Source organism: Actinomadura sp. NPDC000600 (assembly GCF_040492135.1).
In the GTDB taxonomy this organism is placed as follows: domain Bacteria; phylum Actinomycetota; class Actinomycetes; order Streptosporangiales; family Streptosporangiaceae; genus Spirillospora.
The window spans coordinates 89,148-103,276 of the sequence record NZ_JBEUPD010000012.1 but is presented as its reverse complement, the minus strand read 5'-3'; the positions used below and the strand labels follow the sequence as shown (position 1 = coordinate 103,276).

The following is a 14,129-nucleotide window of genomic DNA, read 5'->3' as shown; positions in this document are numbered from 1 at the left end:
GTCGGGTACCAGATCGGGCGCCATGCCGGGCAGCCGGTTCTGGACAGCCGTCCGCTCCGCCGCCACCGCGACCGCGTGGACGGCGCCCGCGACCTGATCCGGCGCAGGGGCGGTGCCACCGTCTTCGCCGGACGGTTCGTCGCGTTCTTCCGCGCGATCATGCCGGCGCTGGCCGGGGCCTCGGGGATGCCCGGCCGGGTGTTCCTGGTCTACAAGGCCACTGGCGGCCTGGTCTGGGGCGTGAGCTTCACGCTGCTCGGATACTTCGCCGGGCATGCCTATGCCCGGGTCGAGCGCGTTGCCGGGCGGGTCACCGCGACCGTGATCGTCGGTGTGGTCGTCCTCGCCGTCGTCATCTGGCGGCTTCGCGGTCACCTGCGCCGCAAACGCGATGGCAGCAGCGGTGCGGACGACCGTTGAGCGCTCTGCGCCGCGCATTCCGGCGAATCGTCCCCAGGTCCTGATCGCTGAACCTCAGATGCCTGCCGTGGAGGTGGCCGGGCTCAACTTGGCCGCGGCTGGGAGGTGACCAGCACCTGCCAACTCGAGCCCGGCACGTCGTTCACGCGCCTGTGATCGCGGCCATCTCAGGCGCCGCCCGACTCGGTGCCGACCGGGGTGGCGGCCTGGGGTGACGGCTTGGTGCGCAGCGCGGTGGCGGTGTCCTGGTGGGCCGGGGCGTCACCGTCCTCCTTCGGGTTGGGCTGGCCCTTTCCGGTGGTGATGAGGCTCGGCAGGCTGCCGCTGAGGTAGCCGGCCCAGGCGTTGGAGCACACGTCGTAGCACTCGTACTGCGGGACGAGGCCGACGTGGGTGAAAAGGACCTCGGTGCCGCCGTCCTTTTCGGAGATGTCGAAGACGATCTCGGTGTCCTTCCACTCGGTCTGGTCCTCGATGAAATTGAAGTAGTTCTCCAGGACGCGCCAGGCGACCTTGCGGCCGGGGACGAGTTCGGTGACGCGGATCCGGCAGCGGTGGACGTCCTTGAAGCGGTGGTCGAACTCGCCGCCGACCTGGTCGGTGACGCCCTCGATCTCCTGGGACCACCAGCCGCGGACGTCGGTGATGGCCTCGAACACTTCCTGCGGCGTCCGGTCCACGGTGAAGGAGGTGGTGTAGTTCTGGCTCGAACGATCTGCTTGCATCATGCAAGTGACCCTAGCCAGAGTTGCTTTCATGACGCAAGTACGTCGGTAGACTGGGGGCATGCTGGGGAAGACCTACGACTCGCAGGTGTGCTCGATCGCACGCACCCTGGAGGTGATCGGCGAGCGCTGGAGCCTGCTGATCATGCGCGACGCCGTGTTCGCGGGGGCGACCCGCTACAGCGACTTCCAGCGCAACCTGGGCATCGCGACCAACATCCTCAAGGCCCGGCTGGACGGGTTCGTCGAGGCCGGGATCATGCGCCGCCACAAGTACTCCGAGCAGCCCGAACTGTACGAGTACCTGCTGACCGACAAGGGGCGCGCGCTCGCCCCGGCCCTGGTGGCCCTCACCGAATGGGGCGACCGGTGGGCGACCGACGGGGAGCCGCCGATCCTCTACACCCACTCGGTCTGCGGCGCCGGGGTCACCCAGCGGACGGTGTGCGCCCACTGCGGACGCGTGGACGACCCGGCCGAGATCAAGGCCGTGATCGGCCCCGGCATGCCCGCCGAACGCGCCAAGGCCTGACGAACCGACCGGTTCGGGAGTGGCCGATTCCTTTTCGTGGCGGGTGCGGTCTACAAGGTGGGAGGCGCGACGGCTGGGTCGGTCTCTCTCACGTAAGCCGAGAAGGAAAGGCCGATCGCCGATGAGCGTCCCCGCGACCATGCGCGCGCTGCAGCAGTCCTCCCTCAACGGCCCGCAGGACATGCGCCTGATCACCGATGCGCCGGTGCCGCGCCCCGGCCGGGGTGAGGTCCTGATCCGCGTCACCGCGGCCGGGGTCAACTTCGCCGACGTCTCGAAGGCGCACGGCACGTTCGCAGGCGGTCCGCGGCCGCCGTACCTGGCGGGTTTCGAGGCGGCCGGCGAGGTCGTCGCGGTGGGCGAGGCGGTGACCGGCCCGCAACCGGGGGCCCGGGTCGTCGGTGTCGGAACCGGCGCCTTCGCCGAGTTCATGGTCCTGCCCGCGGCCGCTGCGGTGCCGGTGCCGGCGGGCTGGACGGAGCAGCAGGCGCTGGGTCTGGTCGTGAACTGGCCCACCGCGCTGGCGGCGCTCAAGCCTCTTGGCGGAATCTCTCCCGGGCAGGTCGTGCTGATCCAGGCCGCGGCGGGCGGGACCGGCCAGGCCGCGGTGCGGATGGCCAAGCACTACGGTGCGACGGTCATCGCCACCGCCTCGCCCGGCAAGCACGAGACAGTGCTGGCACTGGGAGCCGACCACGTCCTGGACTCTCTCAGCGGCGACCTCGCCGCCGAGGTGATGGAGCTGACCGGGGGTTCCGGCGTCGATGTGGTGCTGGAGTCTGCCGGCGGCGCCACCTTCGCCGCCGGCCTGGCCGCGGCCAAGCGGGTCACCGGGCGGGTCATCGTCTACGGCACGGCAGGCGGCGAAGCGCCGATCACCAACTGGGAGCTGGTGTACAAGCACCAGGTCCAGATCGTCGGCCTGAACATCGGCGTGCTGATCCAGGCCGCACCGCAGATCTTCGGCGAACTGATGGGTGAGCTGTCCGCGCTGATCGCGGCCGGCGTCCTCGCCCCCGGCCGGCCCACCGCTTATGACCTGGCCGACGGCCCGAAAGCGCTGACGGAACTGGAAGCCCGCGCCACCGTCGGCAAACTGGCCCTGCTGCCCTGAGAAACCCCTAAAGCCGCGCCGGTGCCGTCGCACACCGGAGGCTTCCATGACAGGAGTTGAAACAGATGACCGCAGCCGTGGAACCGGCCGCTGAGCAGACGGCGCGATTCGTCGTGATGTACGACACCCCCTCCGACATCGACGCTTTCGAACGGCACTACAGAGATGTCCACATCCCGTTGGCGAAACGGTATCCGGGCTTGCGTCGCTTCACGCGCAGTCATGAGCCCGCGGCCGTCATCGGCGAATCCTGCTACATGGTCGTGATGCTCGACTGGGACGACATGGCCGCGCTGGAGGCCGCGCTCGGGTCCGAGATCGGGCGGCGCACCGCCGAGGACGCCGCAACGAACCTGGCCCGCTACACGGCCTTCCGGGGCCTGATCCTTCAGCTCGATGAGGTCTGATCGCGGACGCCGCCTGTGCGGAAGGGCGCCCGCGTCATCGGTGGCGGCCGATGCGGGCCGGGCGTCGTCGGCTGCGCCGGCACGCGGACCGCGCCCAGAGCGCCACGTGGCTAGGCTCGCGGCGTGACATCGGATCTGCGGGCGGCGCCGAATCGAGACCGGTTCACCGCCGAGACCGAGCGGTTCCGCCGCGAGTTGCTGGCGCACTGCTACCGCATGGTCGGCTCGGCGCACGATGCCGAGGACCTGGTGCAGGAGAGCTACCTGCGGGCGTGGCGGTCCTACTCGGGATTCGAGGGCCGGGCGTCGATCCGGTCCTGGCTCTACAAGATCGCCACCAACGTCTGCCTGACGGCGTTGAAGCCGCGCCCGATCCGGGTGCTGCCCTCGGGGCTGGCAGGCCCGGACGACCGCCCCGATCACCCGCCGAATGCCCTCCGACCGGGCGAGGTCTCGTGGCTGGAACCGCTGCCGGAAGCATGGATCGCCCCGCCCGCCGACGATCCCGCCGCGGTGATGGTCGAACGCGAGTCGGTGCGGCTGGCGCTCATCGCGAGCCTGCAGCACCTGCCCGCCCGCCAGCGCGCCATCCTCATCCTGCGCGAGGTGCTGGCGTTCTCGGCGGCCGAGACCGCCGAGATCCTCGACACCACCACGGCGGCGGTCAAGAGCGGTCTGCAGCGCGCCCGTGCCCGGCTGGACGAACTGGAGCCCGACGCCGAGCGACTGCTCGAACCGACCGACCAGAGGGCACGCGCGCTGCTCGACGGCTACATCGCGGCCTTCGAGCACTCCGATGCCGGCCTGATGGAACAGGTGCTGCGCGCGGACGCCACGCTGGAGGCGACGCCCTTCCGCGACTGGCAGTCGGGAAAGGCGATGTGCATCCGCATCCTCGACGCGTACGTGCTGGGCGCACCGGGCGACTGGCGGATGCTCGCCACTGTGGCCAACGGCCAACCCGCCGCCGTCGTGTACCACCGCGACGCCGACGACGCGCTCCGAGCCGACGGCGTAGTGGTCCTGGCCCCTACCGCCACCGGCGTCTCCCGCGTGGTCAAGTTCCACGATCCCGCACTGGTCGCGACCTTCGGCTTCCCAGACGTGCTCGCACCCCTCCAAAGGCGGTGCCGGTCAGGCGGTGGTCCTGCCGTCGGGGGCGGCTGCTGAGTTGACCCACCACAGGGCGGCCAGTGCTACGGCCTGCACGCTCAGCACGACTGGTACCAGGGCGGCGTGGGCGTGGCCGTAGAGGGCGCCGAGGGCTGCTCCGCCGACGAGCCAGGCGGTTCCGTAGACCGCGGCGAAGGCGCCGTAGGCCGTCGGGCGGCGTGCGGCCGGGACGAGGTCGGCGACCGCCGCCCGCATCGTCGACTCCTGGACGCCCATCGCCGCGCCCCACAGCGCAGCGCCCGCCAGCGCCGGGAACAGCGAGCCGGCGAACGCCAGTGCGGTGCCGGCACCGGCCAGCACCGGCAGCGTCACCAGGACGCGCAGACCCCACCGGTCGAACAGCCGGCCCGTCGCCAGCGCCGCCACCGCGTCGACCGCCATCGCCCCGGCGTACACCAGAGGCACCGCCTGCGGTCTCACCAGGTCGGCCTCCACCAGATGGAACCCGATCAGCCCGAACGTGGCGAACCCCGCCATCGTCACGGCCGAGAACACCGCGTAGCGCCAGAAGACCCGGCCCAGCCCCGCCAGCGGAGCACGGCCGCGCACCGCCGCGGATCCCATCGCCGGAGGCTCGGCGGGTGTCCGCTCGGCGCCGGCCTCGTAGACCCGCGGGTCGGGGACGCGGCGGGCCAGCCAGAGGAGAACGATCATGACCGCGATGCCGGGGACCGCCAGGATCGCGAAGCCCAGGCCGTACCCGTGCCAGGCGACCGCCGCCGCGACGAGCAGCGGACCCGCGAACGCGCCTGTCTGGTCCAGCGCTTCGTGCACCGCGAACGCCGTCCCGCGCCCCATCGGGCTTCCGGCGTGGGAGAGCAGCGTGTCCTTGGCCGGGCTGCGCGTGGCCTTGCCCACGCGTTCGGCCACTACGAGCACGCATGCCCCGGCCAGTCCGACCGGCAGCGCCAGCGCGGGCACCGCCACGACCGTCAGGCCGTACCCGGCGATCGTCCAGCCCCAGTACCGGCCCGACCACTCGGTCGCCGGGCCGCTCACCAGCCGGAGAACCAGGCCCGCCGCCTCGCCGGCGCCCGTCACCACTCCCACCAGGACGGCGCCCGCGCCGAGCGATCCCAGATACGGACCGGTGATCGATCGGGCCCCCTCGTAGACGGCGTCCGCCAGGAGGCTGACCACACCGAAGACCACGACGAACCGCCACGGCGACAACGCCGCAGCCCGTCCGGAAGCCGCCCGCTCGGCGCCGGCCCCCGAAGCATCACCGGTGTGTTCGCGAGCGTTATCGCCGGCCATGGGCTTCTCCTACCGGGCATACAAGAGGGACACAAGGCAGGGACTGTTGGCGGAGCCCACTACGCGGTCGCGCACTCGTGGCCGCAGGCGCTGGTGCAGGCCCGCATCGTGCGTCTGCTGCGCAACTCCTCACGCTACGCCTCCCGGAGCGGTGGCTGGAGTTCGCCGAGTACCGGGGAAACAAGCGCCCCGGTACTGTCCGAATGCCTAGAGGTCGAGCATCAGTGCGCGGTGGTCGGACACCTCAGGCCGGGTGATGATCTCGAACCGCCGGACGGCGCCGGGGTCGGAGATCAGCATGTAGCTCGCGTGGCGTAGCGGCTTGGGGTAGCGCGAGGTTCTCGTGTCGGCGTCCTTGACGAGGTCGACCAGGCCGAGCTCGGCGAGGATCTGGAACGTCTCGCTGCCGGGCAGCAGGTTGAGGTCCCCGCAGACCACGGTCAGGTCGTCGTCTTGGCGGATGCCGGTGATGAGGTCGGCGAGTCGGCCGGCCTGTGCTCTCCGGGCGGGAGTGTCGGCCTTCCCGTTCGGGTCCCGCAGGCCGTGCAGGTGGGTGATGGTGACGAACCGCTGGGCCCGGCGGTCGAAGACACGCAGTGCCTGGGCGGCGCGGGGGCGGTCACCGGTTGGCCAGTGGCTCCGGTACTCGGCGTAGTCGCCGTGCACGAAGGCCGTTCGGATGCCGACGAGGGGATAGGCGGGGGCCGTGAGGGCCATCAGTCCGAACTCCTGCTGATGCAGGTCGCCGGCCTGATCCTGGACGGGGCCGGCGTCGCTGGGGGTGAAGAGCGCGTGGTGCCCGGGAAACAGCGGACGGACGTCGGAGAGGAGATCCGCCCGCTGTGGCAGTGACCGTTCGGCGTCGTCGAAGCGCGTCCAGCCGTTCGCGGTCGGGGTGTGGGTCGCCTCCTGGAGGCAGAGGACGTCGGTGTCGTTGGTGGCGAGCCAGCGGCTGAGGTCGTCGAACATCGCGCCGCCCCAGGCGTTGAGAGAGATGATCCGCACAGGACACGAACCTAGCCCCGTGAGGTAGGGCGATGGCCGTCCTAGGCCCGGCGGAGCGTCGTCGCGTGCGATCGGGCGGTGGCCGCGGTGGCCGCGTCGCCGAGGGCCTCGGCCACGGCGGCGTGCTTGAGCCAGTTGAACGGGCTGGCGGGCCGTATGCTGATCCGCTCGCTGACCAGGACGCGGGCCAGGTCGAGGCGGCCGGACCGGAGGGCGGCCTCCAGCAGGGTCTTCTGCAGCGCGTCGCGTTGCGCGTGGCTGCCGCCGAATTCGTTGACGTGGTGCCTGACGGGGGCGAGGAGGTCAACGGCGGTGGTGTAGTCGCCGCGGCCGAAGGCCACCAGGGCGCGGCAGGCCGGAAGGCCGACGCGTGCGGTCATCGCCTGGTTGGTGACATCGGGCAGGGTAGCGGCCAGGTAGGACTCGCGGTCGGCGATCAGCCGGTCGGCGTCGCCGAAGCGGCCGGCGCCGACGAAGGACATCACCGCGTGCATGTCGTTGAACGCGTAGAACGGCTCCCGGGCCTTGGGCGCCCAGCTGTCGGCCAGGGCGTTCCACCTCGCGGTCTGGTCATCGCCTTCGAGGAGCAGCCGCCAGAGCAGGGCGGCGGCGTCCAGCAGCTCCATCGCGGTGCCCGTCGACTCCGGGCCGTGGAGGACGGCGTCGTAGATCTCCAGGGCCCGGGCCGCGTCCCCTGCCTCCAGCGCGTAGAGCGCGTAGTGCCACCACGCGTGCACGTTGAAGAACGTGCCGGTCGACCAGTCGGCCAGACGTTCGTCCATATAGCCGATACCTCGCCGGAACCGGCCCTGCATCTCGTAGGTGTGGACGACCGCATGGATGCCCCACACGTCCTTGGGGTGGAGTTCGACCGCGCGCAGGCCGACCTCCTCCGACCGGTCGTAGTGGCCCGCCTCCTCCAACCCGAAGGCGTACATGCCGAGCAGGTGACCGAAATGCCGGTCGGCCTCGCTCCACGACGTCAGCGCACCGCCGACCCGGTCGCGCAGTGCCCGGGCGTCCCCGGTGAAGTAGTCGATCTGGTGGCCGACGAACAGCGCCAGGACGTCCCGCGGGTACTCCTCGCTGATCTGGCCGAGCAGGCGGCCGCAGCCGAGGAAGTCGCCCTTCACCAGGCGTTCGAGCGCCGCGACGTGTGCGCGTTCCCGGGGAAGCAGCCCGGAGTCGTCCACGCGCGACCGGAAGCGCTGGAACCGTTCCGCCGCGGCCCGCGCGTTGTCGGGCTCGGTGCTCAGCAGTCCGAGGTATACCGACAGGACGTTGCCCAGCGGGAAGTCGGGATCCGCTTCGAGCGCCCGCTTCGCCTCGGCGTCCACCTCCGGGCGGAAGTGCAGCAGTTCATGGACGGCGTTGTCGTAGTGTTCGAGTGCGCTGCGGCTGCCCGCCCCGATGGCCAGCCCGTGCTCGTCGGACTTCATGGTCGTCAGGAGTCCGTCGGACGCTCGACGTCCGCCCACAGGCTGGGAAGGTTGACCACGATCCCCTCCTGCGTGCTGCGTGCGATGACCACGACCGCCTCCTCGTCGGGGGAGGGGTTCTCCTCGCGGTGCGGGACATAGGGCGGGACGAAGATGTAGTCGCCCGGCCGGGTTTCGACGCGGACCTCCTCGGCGCCCTCGGCGAAGACGAAGACCGGGCGGCCGGAGACGACGTAGATCGCCGTTTCGGCCTCGCCGTGGTGATGGTCGCCCGAGCCGGTCGCGGGCGCGACGTGGGTGCGGCCCATCCAGAGCCGTTCGGAGCCCACGCTCCTGCCCGAGATCGCCTCGTACCTTCGCATTCCCGAGGTCTGCGCGGTGTCTTGGTCCAGGTCGGATCCGCGGACATGCTCGATGCGCCCATGCCAGGCGGCCGTCCCCCGTGCGTGATCGGTCACCGGTGTTCCTTCTGTCGGCCGTTCCGCTAGAGATGGGCAGGCGGAACGGTCCTTGTGAGGACGATTCAGCCTTGCACGTGATCGTCCATGGGGGCAACAGGCCCTCGCCGAACCGATGCGCCCCCTCATCGGCCGCCTCGCGCGGGTTCCGCCGCACCCACGCGTCCGACTCCTGCAGCGCCGAGACGATCGCGGCGAGCTCGTCGCGGCGCCCCGTGGCGAACGCGCGGCTGGTGAACCAGAGCGAACGGTGGCTGAACAGGCCGTCGGTCTCGATGACCGTGCGGACCGGCACGCGCCGCTCCACGTCGGTCAGGTACGGGTACGAGCCGACCCAGGCGTCGACCTCGCCGTTCAGGAACAGCTCGGCGGCGTTGCCGTAGGCGTCCACCGGCTCGATGTCGCTCCAGCTGAGCCCGGCCTTCTCCAGCGCGAGGAGGAGCCGGGTGGTCTGCCAGGAGCCGTGGCCGAGCGCGACCCTGCGCCCCTTGAGGTCGGCGGCCGCGGCGACGGGGGAGTCCTCGCGGACGACGAGCCGCCCGTTCTCGATCCGCGGCCCGGACACCGCGACGTACACCACGTCGTGCCCCCTGGCCTGCGCGGTGACCGGTGGCGTGGACCCGGTGCCGATGAAGTCGTAGCCGCCGTCGAACAGGTGGTCGCCGTGCGCGGACGGCAGGCCGCGGGCGGGGTCGGGCCGCTCGCCTGCGGGCAGCGAGCACGCCCGCGAGGATGAAGGCGTCCACGCCGAGGTCGATGAGCTCGTCGAGCCGTCCGCCGCCACTGAAAGCCCCGCGGGCTGAGCGCGGCCGGGGGCACTGCCACGCCTCCGGATCATGGCGCCGCCGTGTCCTCGAACATGTCGCGCAGGGCGAGGAGCCCCTTGGTCAGGGTCTCCCGGTCCGTGGCGAACGAGAGGCGGACGGAGCCTTCGCCGCCGAACTCGCTTCCCGGGCGGACCGCCACACCCCTCTCGCGGGCGGCCGCGGCCACCTGCACCGACGTCAGCCGCGGGCTGTGGGCGACGAACGCGTAGAACGTGCCGTCGGGAGCCCGCAGCCGGGTGCCGGGCACGTCACCGAGCAGCCGCATCACCAGCTCGCGCCGCCCCCGGTACTCGTCGAGCATCCGCCGGACGGGCTCCTGGGGCCCGGTGAGCGCAGCCAGCGCGGCATGCTGCACCGCGGTGTTGAGGGGACCGGCCATACGGGTGTGGACCACCGCCGCCGCGGCGACCACCTCGGGCGGCGCGAGCAGGTATCCGACGCGCCAGCCCGTCATCGCGTACGTCTTGGAGAACGTCTGGACGTACAGCACCCGCTCGGCGAGGCCGGGGATGTCCAGGACGGAGGTGAAGCGCCGGGGGTCGTAGACGATCTGGTCGTACGCCTCGTCGGCCATGACCAGCAGACCGTGCTGCTCGGCGATGTCCCTCAACCGGGTCAGTTCCTCCGCCGAGTAGACGACGCCGGTCGGGTTGCACGGGTTGCAGACCACGACCATGCGGGCGCCGGGAGCGACCGCGGCGACCGCGTCCAGGTCCAGGTGCAGGTCGTCCTGCTGCGGCAAGAGGACGGGCTCGCCTCCCGCCATCCGCACCAGGTCGGCGTAGAGGGAGTAGGTCGGAACGGGGATGACGACCCGGTCGCCTGGGTCGACGCAGGAGAGGATCGCCGCGGCCAGGGCGCCGCTGCCGCCGTGGGTGACGAGGACCTGGTCGGCGGTCCGCGCCGGCCGCCCGGGGCCCCCGGCGTGTGCGGCCAGGGCCTCCCGCAGGTCGGGGGCGCCGTTCCAGGCCGCGTAGTGGGTGGCGCCGGCTTCGATGGCGTCGGCGTGCGCCCTGCGGATGTGCTCCGGAGTCGCGAAGTCCGGCTCGCCGGACGCGAGCGAGATCATGCCCGCCGGAGGACGGGTGGAGGGCCGCAGCGAGTGCCGGAGGACCCGCTGCACGCGGTCCGATGGGGTGAAGGCGGTCACGGGCGCTCCTGCCGGCTCGTCGTTGTCGTTTCCGGTGCGATGGGGGTGAGGTCGCCGTAGACGTCGGGCCGCCGTTCGCGGGCGACGTCCACGACGCGACGGGCATCGGCCAGAGGCCGGCGGTGGAGGCGGGCGCGGACGACGGGGTCCCGCTCACCGTGGGCGGCGCTGAGGATCTGACCGGTGGGCCCGGCGATCACGCTGCGGCCGGCGAAGTCCGCGCCGTACTCGCTGCCCAGGCGGTTGGCGAGGACGTAGTACGCGGCGTTCTCCCACGCGCGTGTCACCGTGCGGTGGGTGAGGATGTCGGCCGGGACGCCCGGGTCGGGGGCGTAGGCGAACACGCAGATCAGGATCTCGGCGCCGGCCACCACCTGCTGGCGGGTGGCTTCGGGGAAGCGCGAGTCGTGGCAGACGGACAGCCCGATCCGGCCCAGGCCGGTGTCCAGGACGCCGAAGCGGCGCCCGGTACCGAAGTACCCCGGCTCCTGGTCCCATAGATGCACCTTGCGGTGCGCGCCTATGGTCTCGCCGTCCGGGCCGATGAGCAGGAGCGTGTTGAACAGCTCTTCGTCCTCCCCGCGCTCGGCGAGGCCGACGACGATGTGGGTCCCGGTCTCGCGGGCGACGCGGCCGAGCGTCTCGGTCGTGCGGCCGGGAATGGTGTCGCTTGCGGAGGCCAGCCGGCGCCGGAAGTCGTCGCTGTAGGCCGGCGGGAGGTAGCCGGTGGTGGCGAGCTCGGGGAAGACGACGAGGTCGGCGGGGTTGCCGGCCGCCTCCGCCCGTACGGCTTCGGCCATGGCTTCGAGGTTGCCGGCCAGGTCGAGCGGGCGCGGTTCGAACTGGACGATCGCGACGTCGACGTGGTCCTTCATTCCGTGCCGCCCCTCACAGGATCGTGGAGAGGAACCCGCGGGTCCTCTCGTGCCGGGGGGCGGCGATCACGTCGCGGGCGGGGCCGACCTCGACGACGCGGCCTTCGTCCATGAAGACGAGGCTGTCGCCGGCCTCGCGGGCGAACCCGGTCTCGTGGGTGACGACGATCATCGTCATGCCGGTGCGGGCGAGGTCGCGGATCACCGCGAGCACCTCGCCGACGAGTTCGGGGTCCAGCGCGGAGGTCGGCTCGTCGAACAGCATCACCTTGGGGTCCATCGCGAGGGCGCGCGCGATCGCCACGCGCTGCTGCTGTCCTCCGGAGAGCTGCCGGGGATAGCTGCCTGCCTTGCCGGCGAGCCCCACGTCGGCGAGGAGCTTCCTCCCGGTGGCCTCCGCGTCGGCAGGCTTGACCCCCTTCACGCGGATCTGGGCGGCGGTGACGTTCTCCAGCACGGTCATGTGCGGGAAGAGGTTGAAGTGCTGGAAGACCATGCCGATCTGGGACCGCTGGCGGCAGGTCTCCCTGCCGCCCAGCTGCTGGAGGCGCCCTCTCGTGTTCCGGTAGCCGACGAGGTCCCCGTCGAGGTAGATGCGTCCGGCGTCGATCGTCTCCAGGTTGTGGATGCAGCGCAGGAAGGTGCTCTTCCCGGAGCCGGACGGTCCCATCACGCAGACCGTCTCGCCTCGCTCCACCGTCAGCGACACCCCGTTGAGGACCGGCGTGGCACCGTAGGACTTGTGCACGTTGTCGGCGCGCACCATCGGTTGCTCCATGGCGGCCCTCCTAGAGCCTTCGCAGAATGGGCATGCGCCGCTTGAGGACGGCGAAGCGGTCGGCGCCGTCGTCGAGGTGACCGCGCGAGAAGTACCGCTCCACGTAGCGCTGGCCGATCGAGAGGACGGTCACAAGGACGAGGTACCAGATCGAGGCGACGATGAGCAGGGGGATCGTGCCGAAGGTGCGGTTGTAGATGGTCTGGGCGGAGTGCAGGAGTTCGGGCACCGCGATGACGCTCGCCAGGGCCGAGTACTTGAGCATGGCGATGATCTGGTTGCCGGTGGGCGGGACGATCGCCCGCATCGCCTGCGGGAGCACGATGCGCCGGACGACCTGGACGGGGGTGAAGCCGAGGGCCTTGGCGGCGACGGTCTGCCCCCGGTCGACCGAGAGGATGCCCGCGCGGACGATCTCGGCGTAGTACGCCGCCTCGTTGAGGCTCAACCCGATCACGGCCGCGGTGAAGGACGTCATCACGCGGTTGCTGTCGACGGATGCGAACTCCGGTCCGCCGAACGGGATCCCGAGCTTGAAGTGCGGGTAGAGCGTCGCGATGTTGTACCAGAAGATCAGCTGGACCAGGACGGGCGTCCCCCGGAAGAACCAGACGTAGGCGCTCGAGGCGAGGTAGGCGGCCGAGTTGTTCGACAGGCGCATGACGCCGAGGACGATCCCCAGCGCGATGGCGATGAGCATCGACAGGGCGACGAGCTGAGCCGTGACGGCGGTGCCCTTGAGGATCTCCGGAGCGAAGAGGTACTGGCCGACGACGTCCCACTGGAACCCGGGATTGGTGATCAGGGCGTGTGCCAGCCACACCGTCGCGAACGCCAGGAGGAGCCACGCGATCCAGTTGCCCGGCTCCCGGGCGCGGCCGGCCTCGATCGGGGTCGCCTCGCCCGGGCCGGGGTGCCGGACGACCTCGTGGGCGCGCGGGCGACCCGGCCGCCGGCCGCCGTCGGAGACGAGCGGCCTCCCGCCGTCAGGATCCTGTTTCATTGCGGATCTCGCTCGTCTTGAGGGCCTGGTCGGTGACCTTCCACTTCTCGAGGATCTTCTGGTACGTGCCGTCGTTCATCAGGGACAGCAGCGCTGCCTGGACGGCCCTCCCGACCTCGGGATGCTTCTTGGAGTAGGCGATTCCCGAGAGGGTGCGCGAGCCGGGAATCGTCTCCTTGCCCATGACCAGGCCGTTGTTCGAGGTGGCCGCCACGTACTCGCCCACAGCGCGGTTGGTGAGGAAGACGCCGCGTTTGTTGCCGACGGCGAGAATCGTGGCCGCGCTCTTGTCGAAGACGTGGATCGTCATCTCGGGCTTGCCCTTGGCGACGCATTCCTTCTCGGAATACTGCCGGGTGAAGTCGAGCGGCCCGGTTCCCTGGGTGCCCACGAACGTCTTGCCGCACATGCTCTCGGGGGTGACCTTGGGGGAGTAGTCCTTGTGCTGGATGATGCCCAGGGTGTTCTGGATGTAGTCGACGAAGTTCACCGCCCGCAGCCGTTCGGGAGTGGTGACGAGCTGGCTGACCGCGACGTCGTAGCGGCCGTTCTGCACGCTGGGGATGATGGTGTCGGCGCCCAGGTCGGCGATGGTGGTCTTCAGCCCGAGCTTCCTGCCGATCGCCTGGATCATGAGGACGTCGATGCCCGTGGTCTTCCCGCTGTCGTCCTTGTAGGAGAACGGCGGCCAGTCGAGTTCGCTCGCCACGTCCAGGGTGCCGGACTTCCTCATCTCCTCCGGCAGTTCGGCCTGTGCCTTCTTGTCGACGGCTATCGCGTCGATGTCGATGGCCGCCCCGGTGTCGCGGTCGCTGGTGTCGGCGGTGGAGGTGACACCGCAGCCCGCGAGGGCCACCGCTGCTGAGACGGCCAGGAGCAGCGCGCGGTCACGTCGTCGAGGGTGTTGCAGTACGTTCATGGGGTCCTCGTTTCCCACGTCTCTGCTGCACGGAGTGCACTGTCGTG

Annotated in this window: 14 protein-coding genes and 2 pseudogenes; 5 read left to right on the top strand and 11 right to left on the bottom strand. The window is 70.9% G+C overall.

Translation table 11 applies throughout. From position 1 onward, the window contains the following. Positions 1 to 3: 3 nt before the first annotated feature. Positions 4 to 420: pseudogene (locus ABWI07_RS19375) on the top strand (DedA family protein); the annotation flags it as partial. A 167-nt stretch (positions 421 to 587) separates the two neighbouring features. Here ABWI07_RS19375 and ABWI07_RS19370 read toward each other — a convergent pair. Then, entirely contained in the window at positions 588 to 1,148 is a 561-nt protein-coding gene (locus tag ABWI07_RS19370; RefSeq protein WP_149263984.1) for an SRPBCC family protein, read from the bottom strand. A gap of 58 nt (positions 1,149 to 1,206) precedes the next feature. Here ABWI07_RS19370 and ABWI07_RS19365 point away from each other — a divergent pair, with 58 nt between their 5' ends. The 4 genes from ABWI07_RS19365 (at position 1,207) to ABWI07_RS19350 (ending at position 4,368) form a co-directional block, all read left to right on the top strand. After that, positions 1,207 to 1,677: a winged helix-turn-helix transcriptional regulator gene (locus ABWI07_RS19365; RefSeq protein WP_353819356.1), complete on the top strand. Its 471-nt coding sequence runs from the start codon at positions 1,207 to 1,209 to the stop codon at positions 1,675 to 1,677. 121 nt (positions 1,678 to 1,798) lie between these two features. Next, a complete protein-coding gene (locus ABWI07_RS19360; protein ID WP_353819354.1) occupies positions 1,799 to 2,791 on the top strand; it encodes a zinc-binding dehydrogenase in 993 nt (330 codons plus the stop codon). A 65-nt stretch (positions 2,792 to 2,856) separates the two neighbouring features. Then, positions 2,857 to 3,198: an EthD family reductase gene (locus ABWI07_RS19355; protein ID WP_200842354.1), complete on the top strand. Its 342-nt coding sequence runs from the start codon at positions 2,857 to 2,859 to the stop codon at positions 3,196 to 3,198. Between the two features lie 123 nt (positions 3,199 to 3,321). Then, positions 3,322 to 4,368 carry an RNA polymerase subunit sigma-70 gene (locus ABWI07_RS19350; protein ID WP_149263981.1) on the top strand — a complete coding sequence of 349 codons (1,047 nt, stop codon included), beginning with the start codon at positions 3,322 to 3,324 and terminating at the stop codon, positions 4,366 to 4,368. Here ABWI07_RS19350 and ABWI07_RS19345 read toward each other — a convergent pair. From ABWI07_RS19345 to ABWI07_RS19300, 10 genes and pseudogenes are all read right to left on the bottom strand, one after another. Beyond that, positions 4,333 to 5,628, bottom strand: coding sequence for an MFS transporter (locus tag ABWI07_RS19345; RefSeq protein WP_353819353.1), 1,296 nt, complete (start codon positions 5,626 to 5,628; stop codon positions 4,333 to 4,335). The genes ABWI07_RS19350 and ABWI07_RS19345 overlap by 36 nt on opposite strands. A 207-nt stretch (positions 5,629 to 5,835) precedes the next feature. Beyond that, the gene (locus ABWI07_RS19340; protein WP_353819352.1) at positions 5,836 to 6,633 is read right to left on the bottom strand and encodes an endonuclease/exonuclease/phosphatase family protein; all 798 of its coding nucleotides are present in this window, start codon (positions 6,631 to 6,633) and stop codon (positions 5,836 to 5,838) included. A 41-nt stretch (positions 6,634 to 6,674) separates the two neighbouring features. Beyond that, positions 6,675 to 8,072 carry a tetratricopeptide repeat protein gene (locus ABWI07_RS19335; protein ID WP_149264056.1) on the bottom strand — a complete coding sequence of 466 codons (1,398 nt, stop codon included), beginning with the start codon at positions 8,070 to 8,072 and terminating at the stop codon, positions 6,675 to 6,677. A 5-nt stretch (positions 8,073 to 8,077) separates the two neighbouring features. Continuing rightward, positions 8,078 to 8,530: a cupin domain-containing protein gene (locus ABWI07_RS19330; RefSeq protein ID WP_149264055.1), complete on the bottom strand. Its 453-nt coding sequence runs from the start codon at positions 8,528 to 8,530 to the stop codon at positions 8,078 to 8,080. A gap of 193 nt (positions 8,531 to 8,723) precedes the next feature. After that, positions 8,724 to 9,368 (bottom strand): annotated as a pseudogene (locus ABWI07_RS19325) (ABC transporter substrate-binding protein); the annotation flags it as partial. Beyond that, a complete protein-coding gene (locus tag ABWI07_RS19320) occupies positions 9,365 to 10,507 on the bottom strand; it encodes a pyridoxal phosphate-dependent aminotransferase (protein ID WP_353819351.1) in 1,143 nt (380 codons plus the stop codon). The pseudogene ABWI07_RS19325 and the gene ABWI07_RS19320, both read right to left, overlap by 4 nt. Beyond that, positions 10,504 to 11,382: a carbon-nitrogen hydrolase family protein gene (locus ABWI07_RS19315; protein WP_149263978.1), complete on the bottom strand. Its 879-nt coding sequence runs from the start codon at positions 11,380 to 11,382 to the stop codon at positions 10,504 to 10,506. The genes ABWI07_RS19320 and ABWI07_RS19315 overlap by 4 nt, the downstream gene beginning before the upstream one ends. 13 nt (positions 11,383 to 11,395) lie before the next feature. Beyond that, the gene (locus tag ABWI07_RS19310; protein WP_353819350.1) at positions 11,396 to 12,160 is read right to left on the bottom strand and encodes an amino acid ABC transporter ATP-binding protein; all 765 of its coding nucleotides are present in this window, start codon (positions 12,158 to 12,160) and stop codon (positions 11,396 to 11,398) included. Positions 12,161 to 12,170: 10 nt separating this feature from the next. Continuing rightward, positions 12,171 to 13,163: an amino acid ABC transporter permease gene (locus ABWI07_RS19305; RefSeq protein WP_353819349.1), complete on the bottom strand. Its 993-nt coding sequence runs from the start codon at positions 13,161 to 13,163 to the stop codon at positions 12,171 to 12,173. Next, positions 13,147 to 14,082, bottom strand: a complete 936-nt coding sequence (locus ABWI07_RS19300; RefSeq protein WP_353819348.1) for a transporter substrate-binding domain-containing protein — start codon at positions 14,080 to 14,082, stop codon at positions 13,147 to 13,149. Before ABWI07_RS19300 ends, ABWI07_RS19305 begins: the two co-directional genes overlap by 17 nt. Between the last annotated feature and the right edge of the window lie 47 nt (positions 14,083 to 14,129).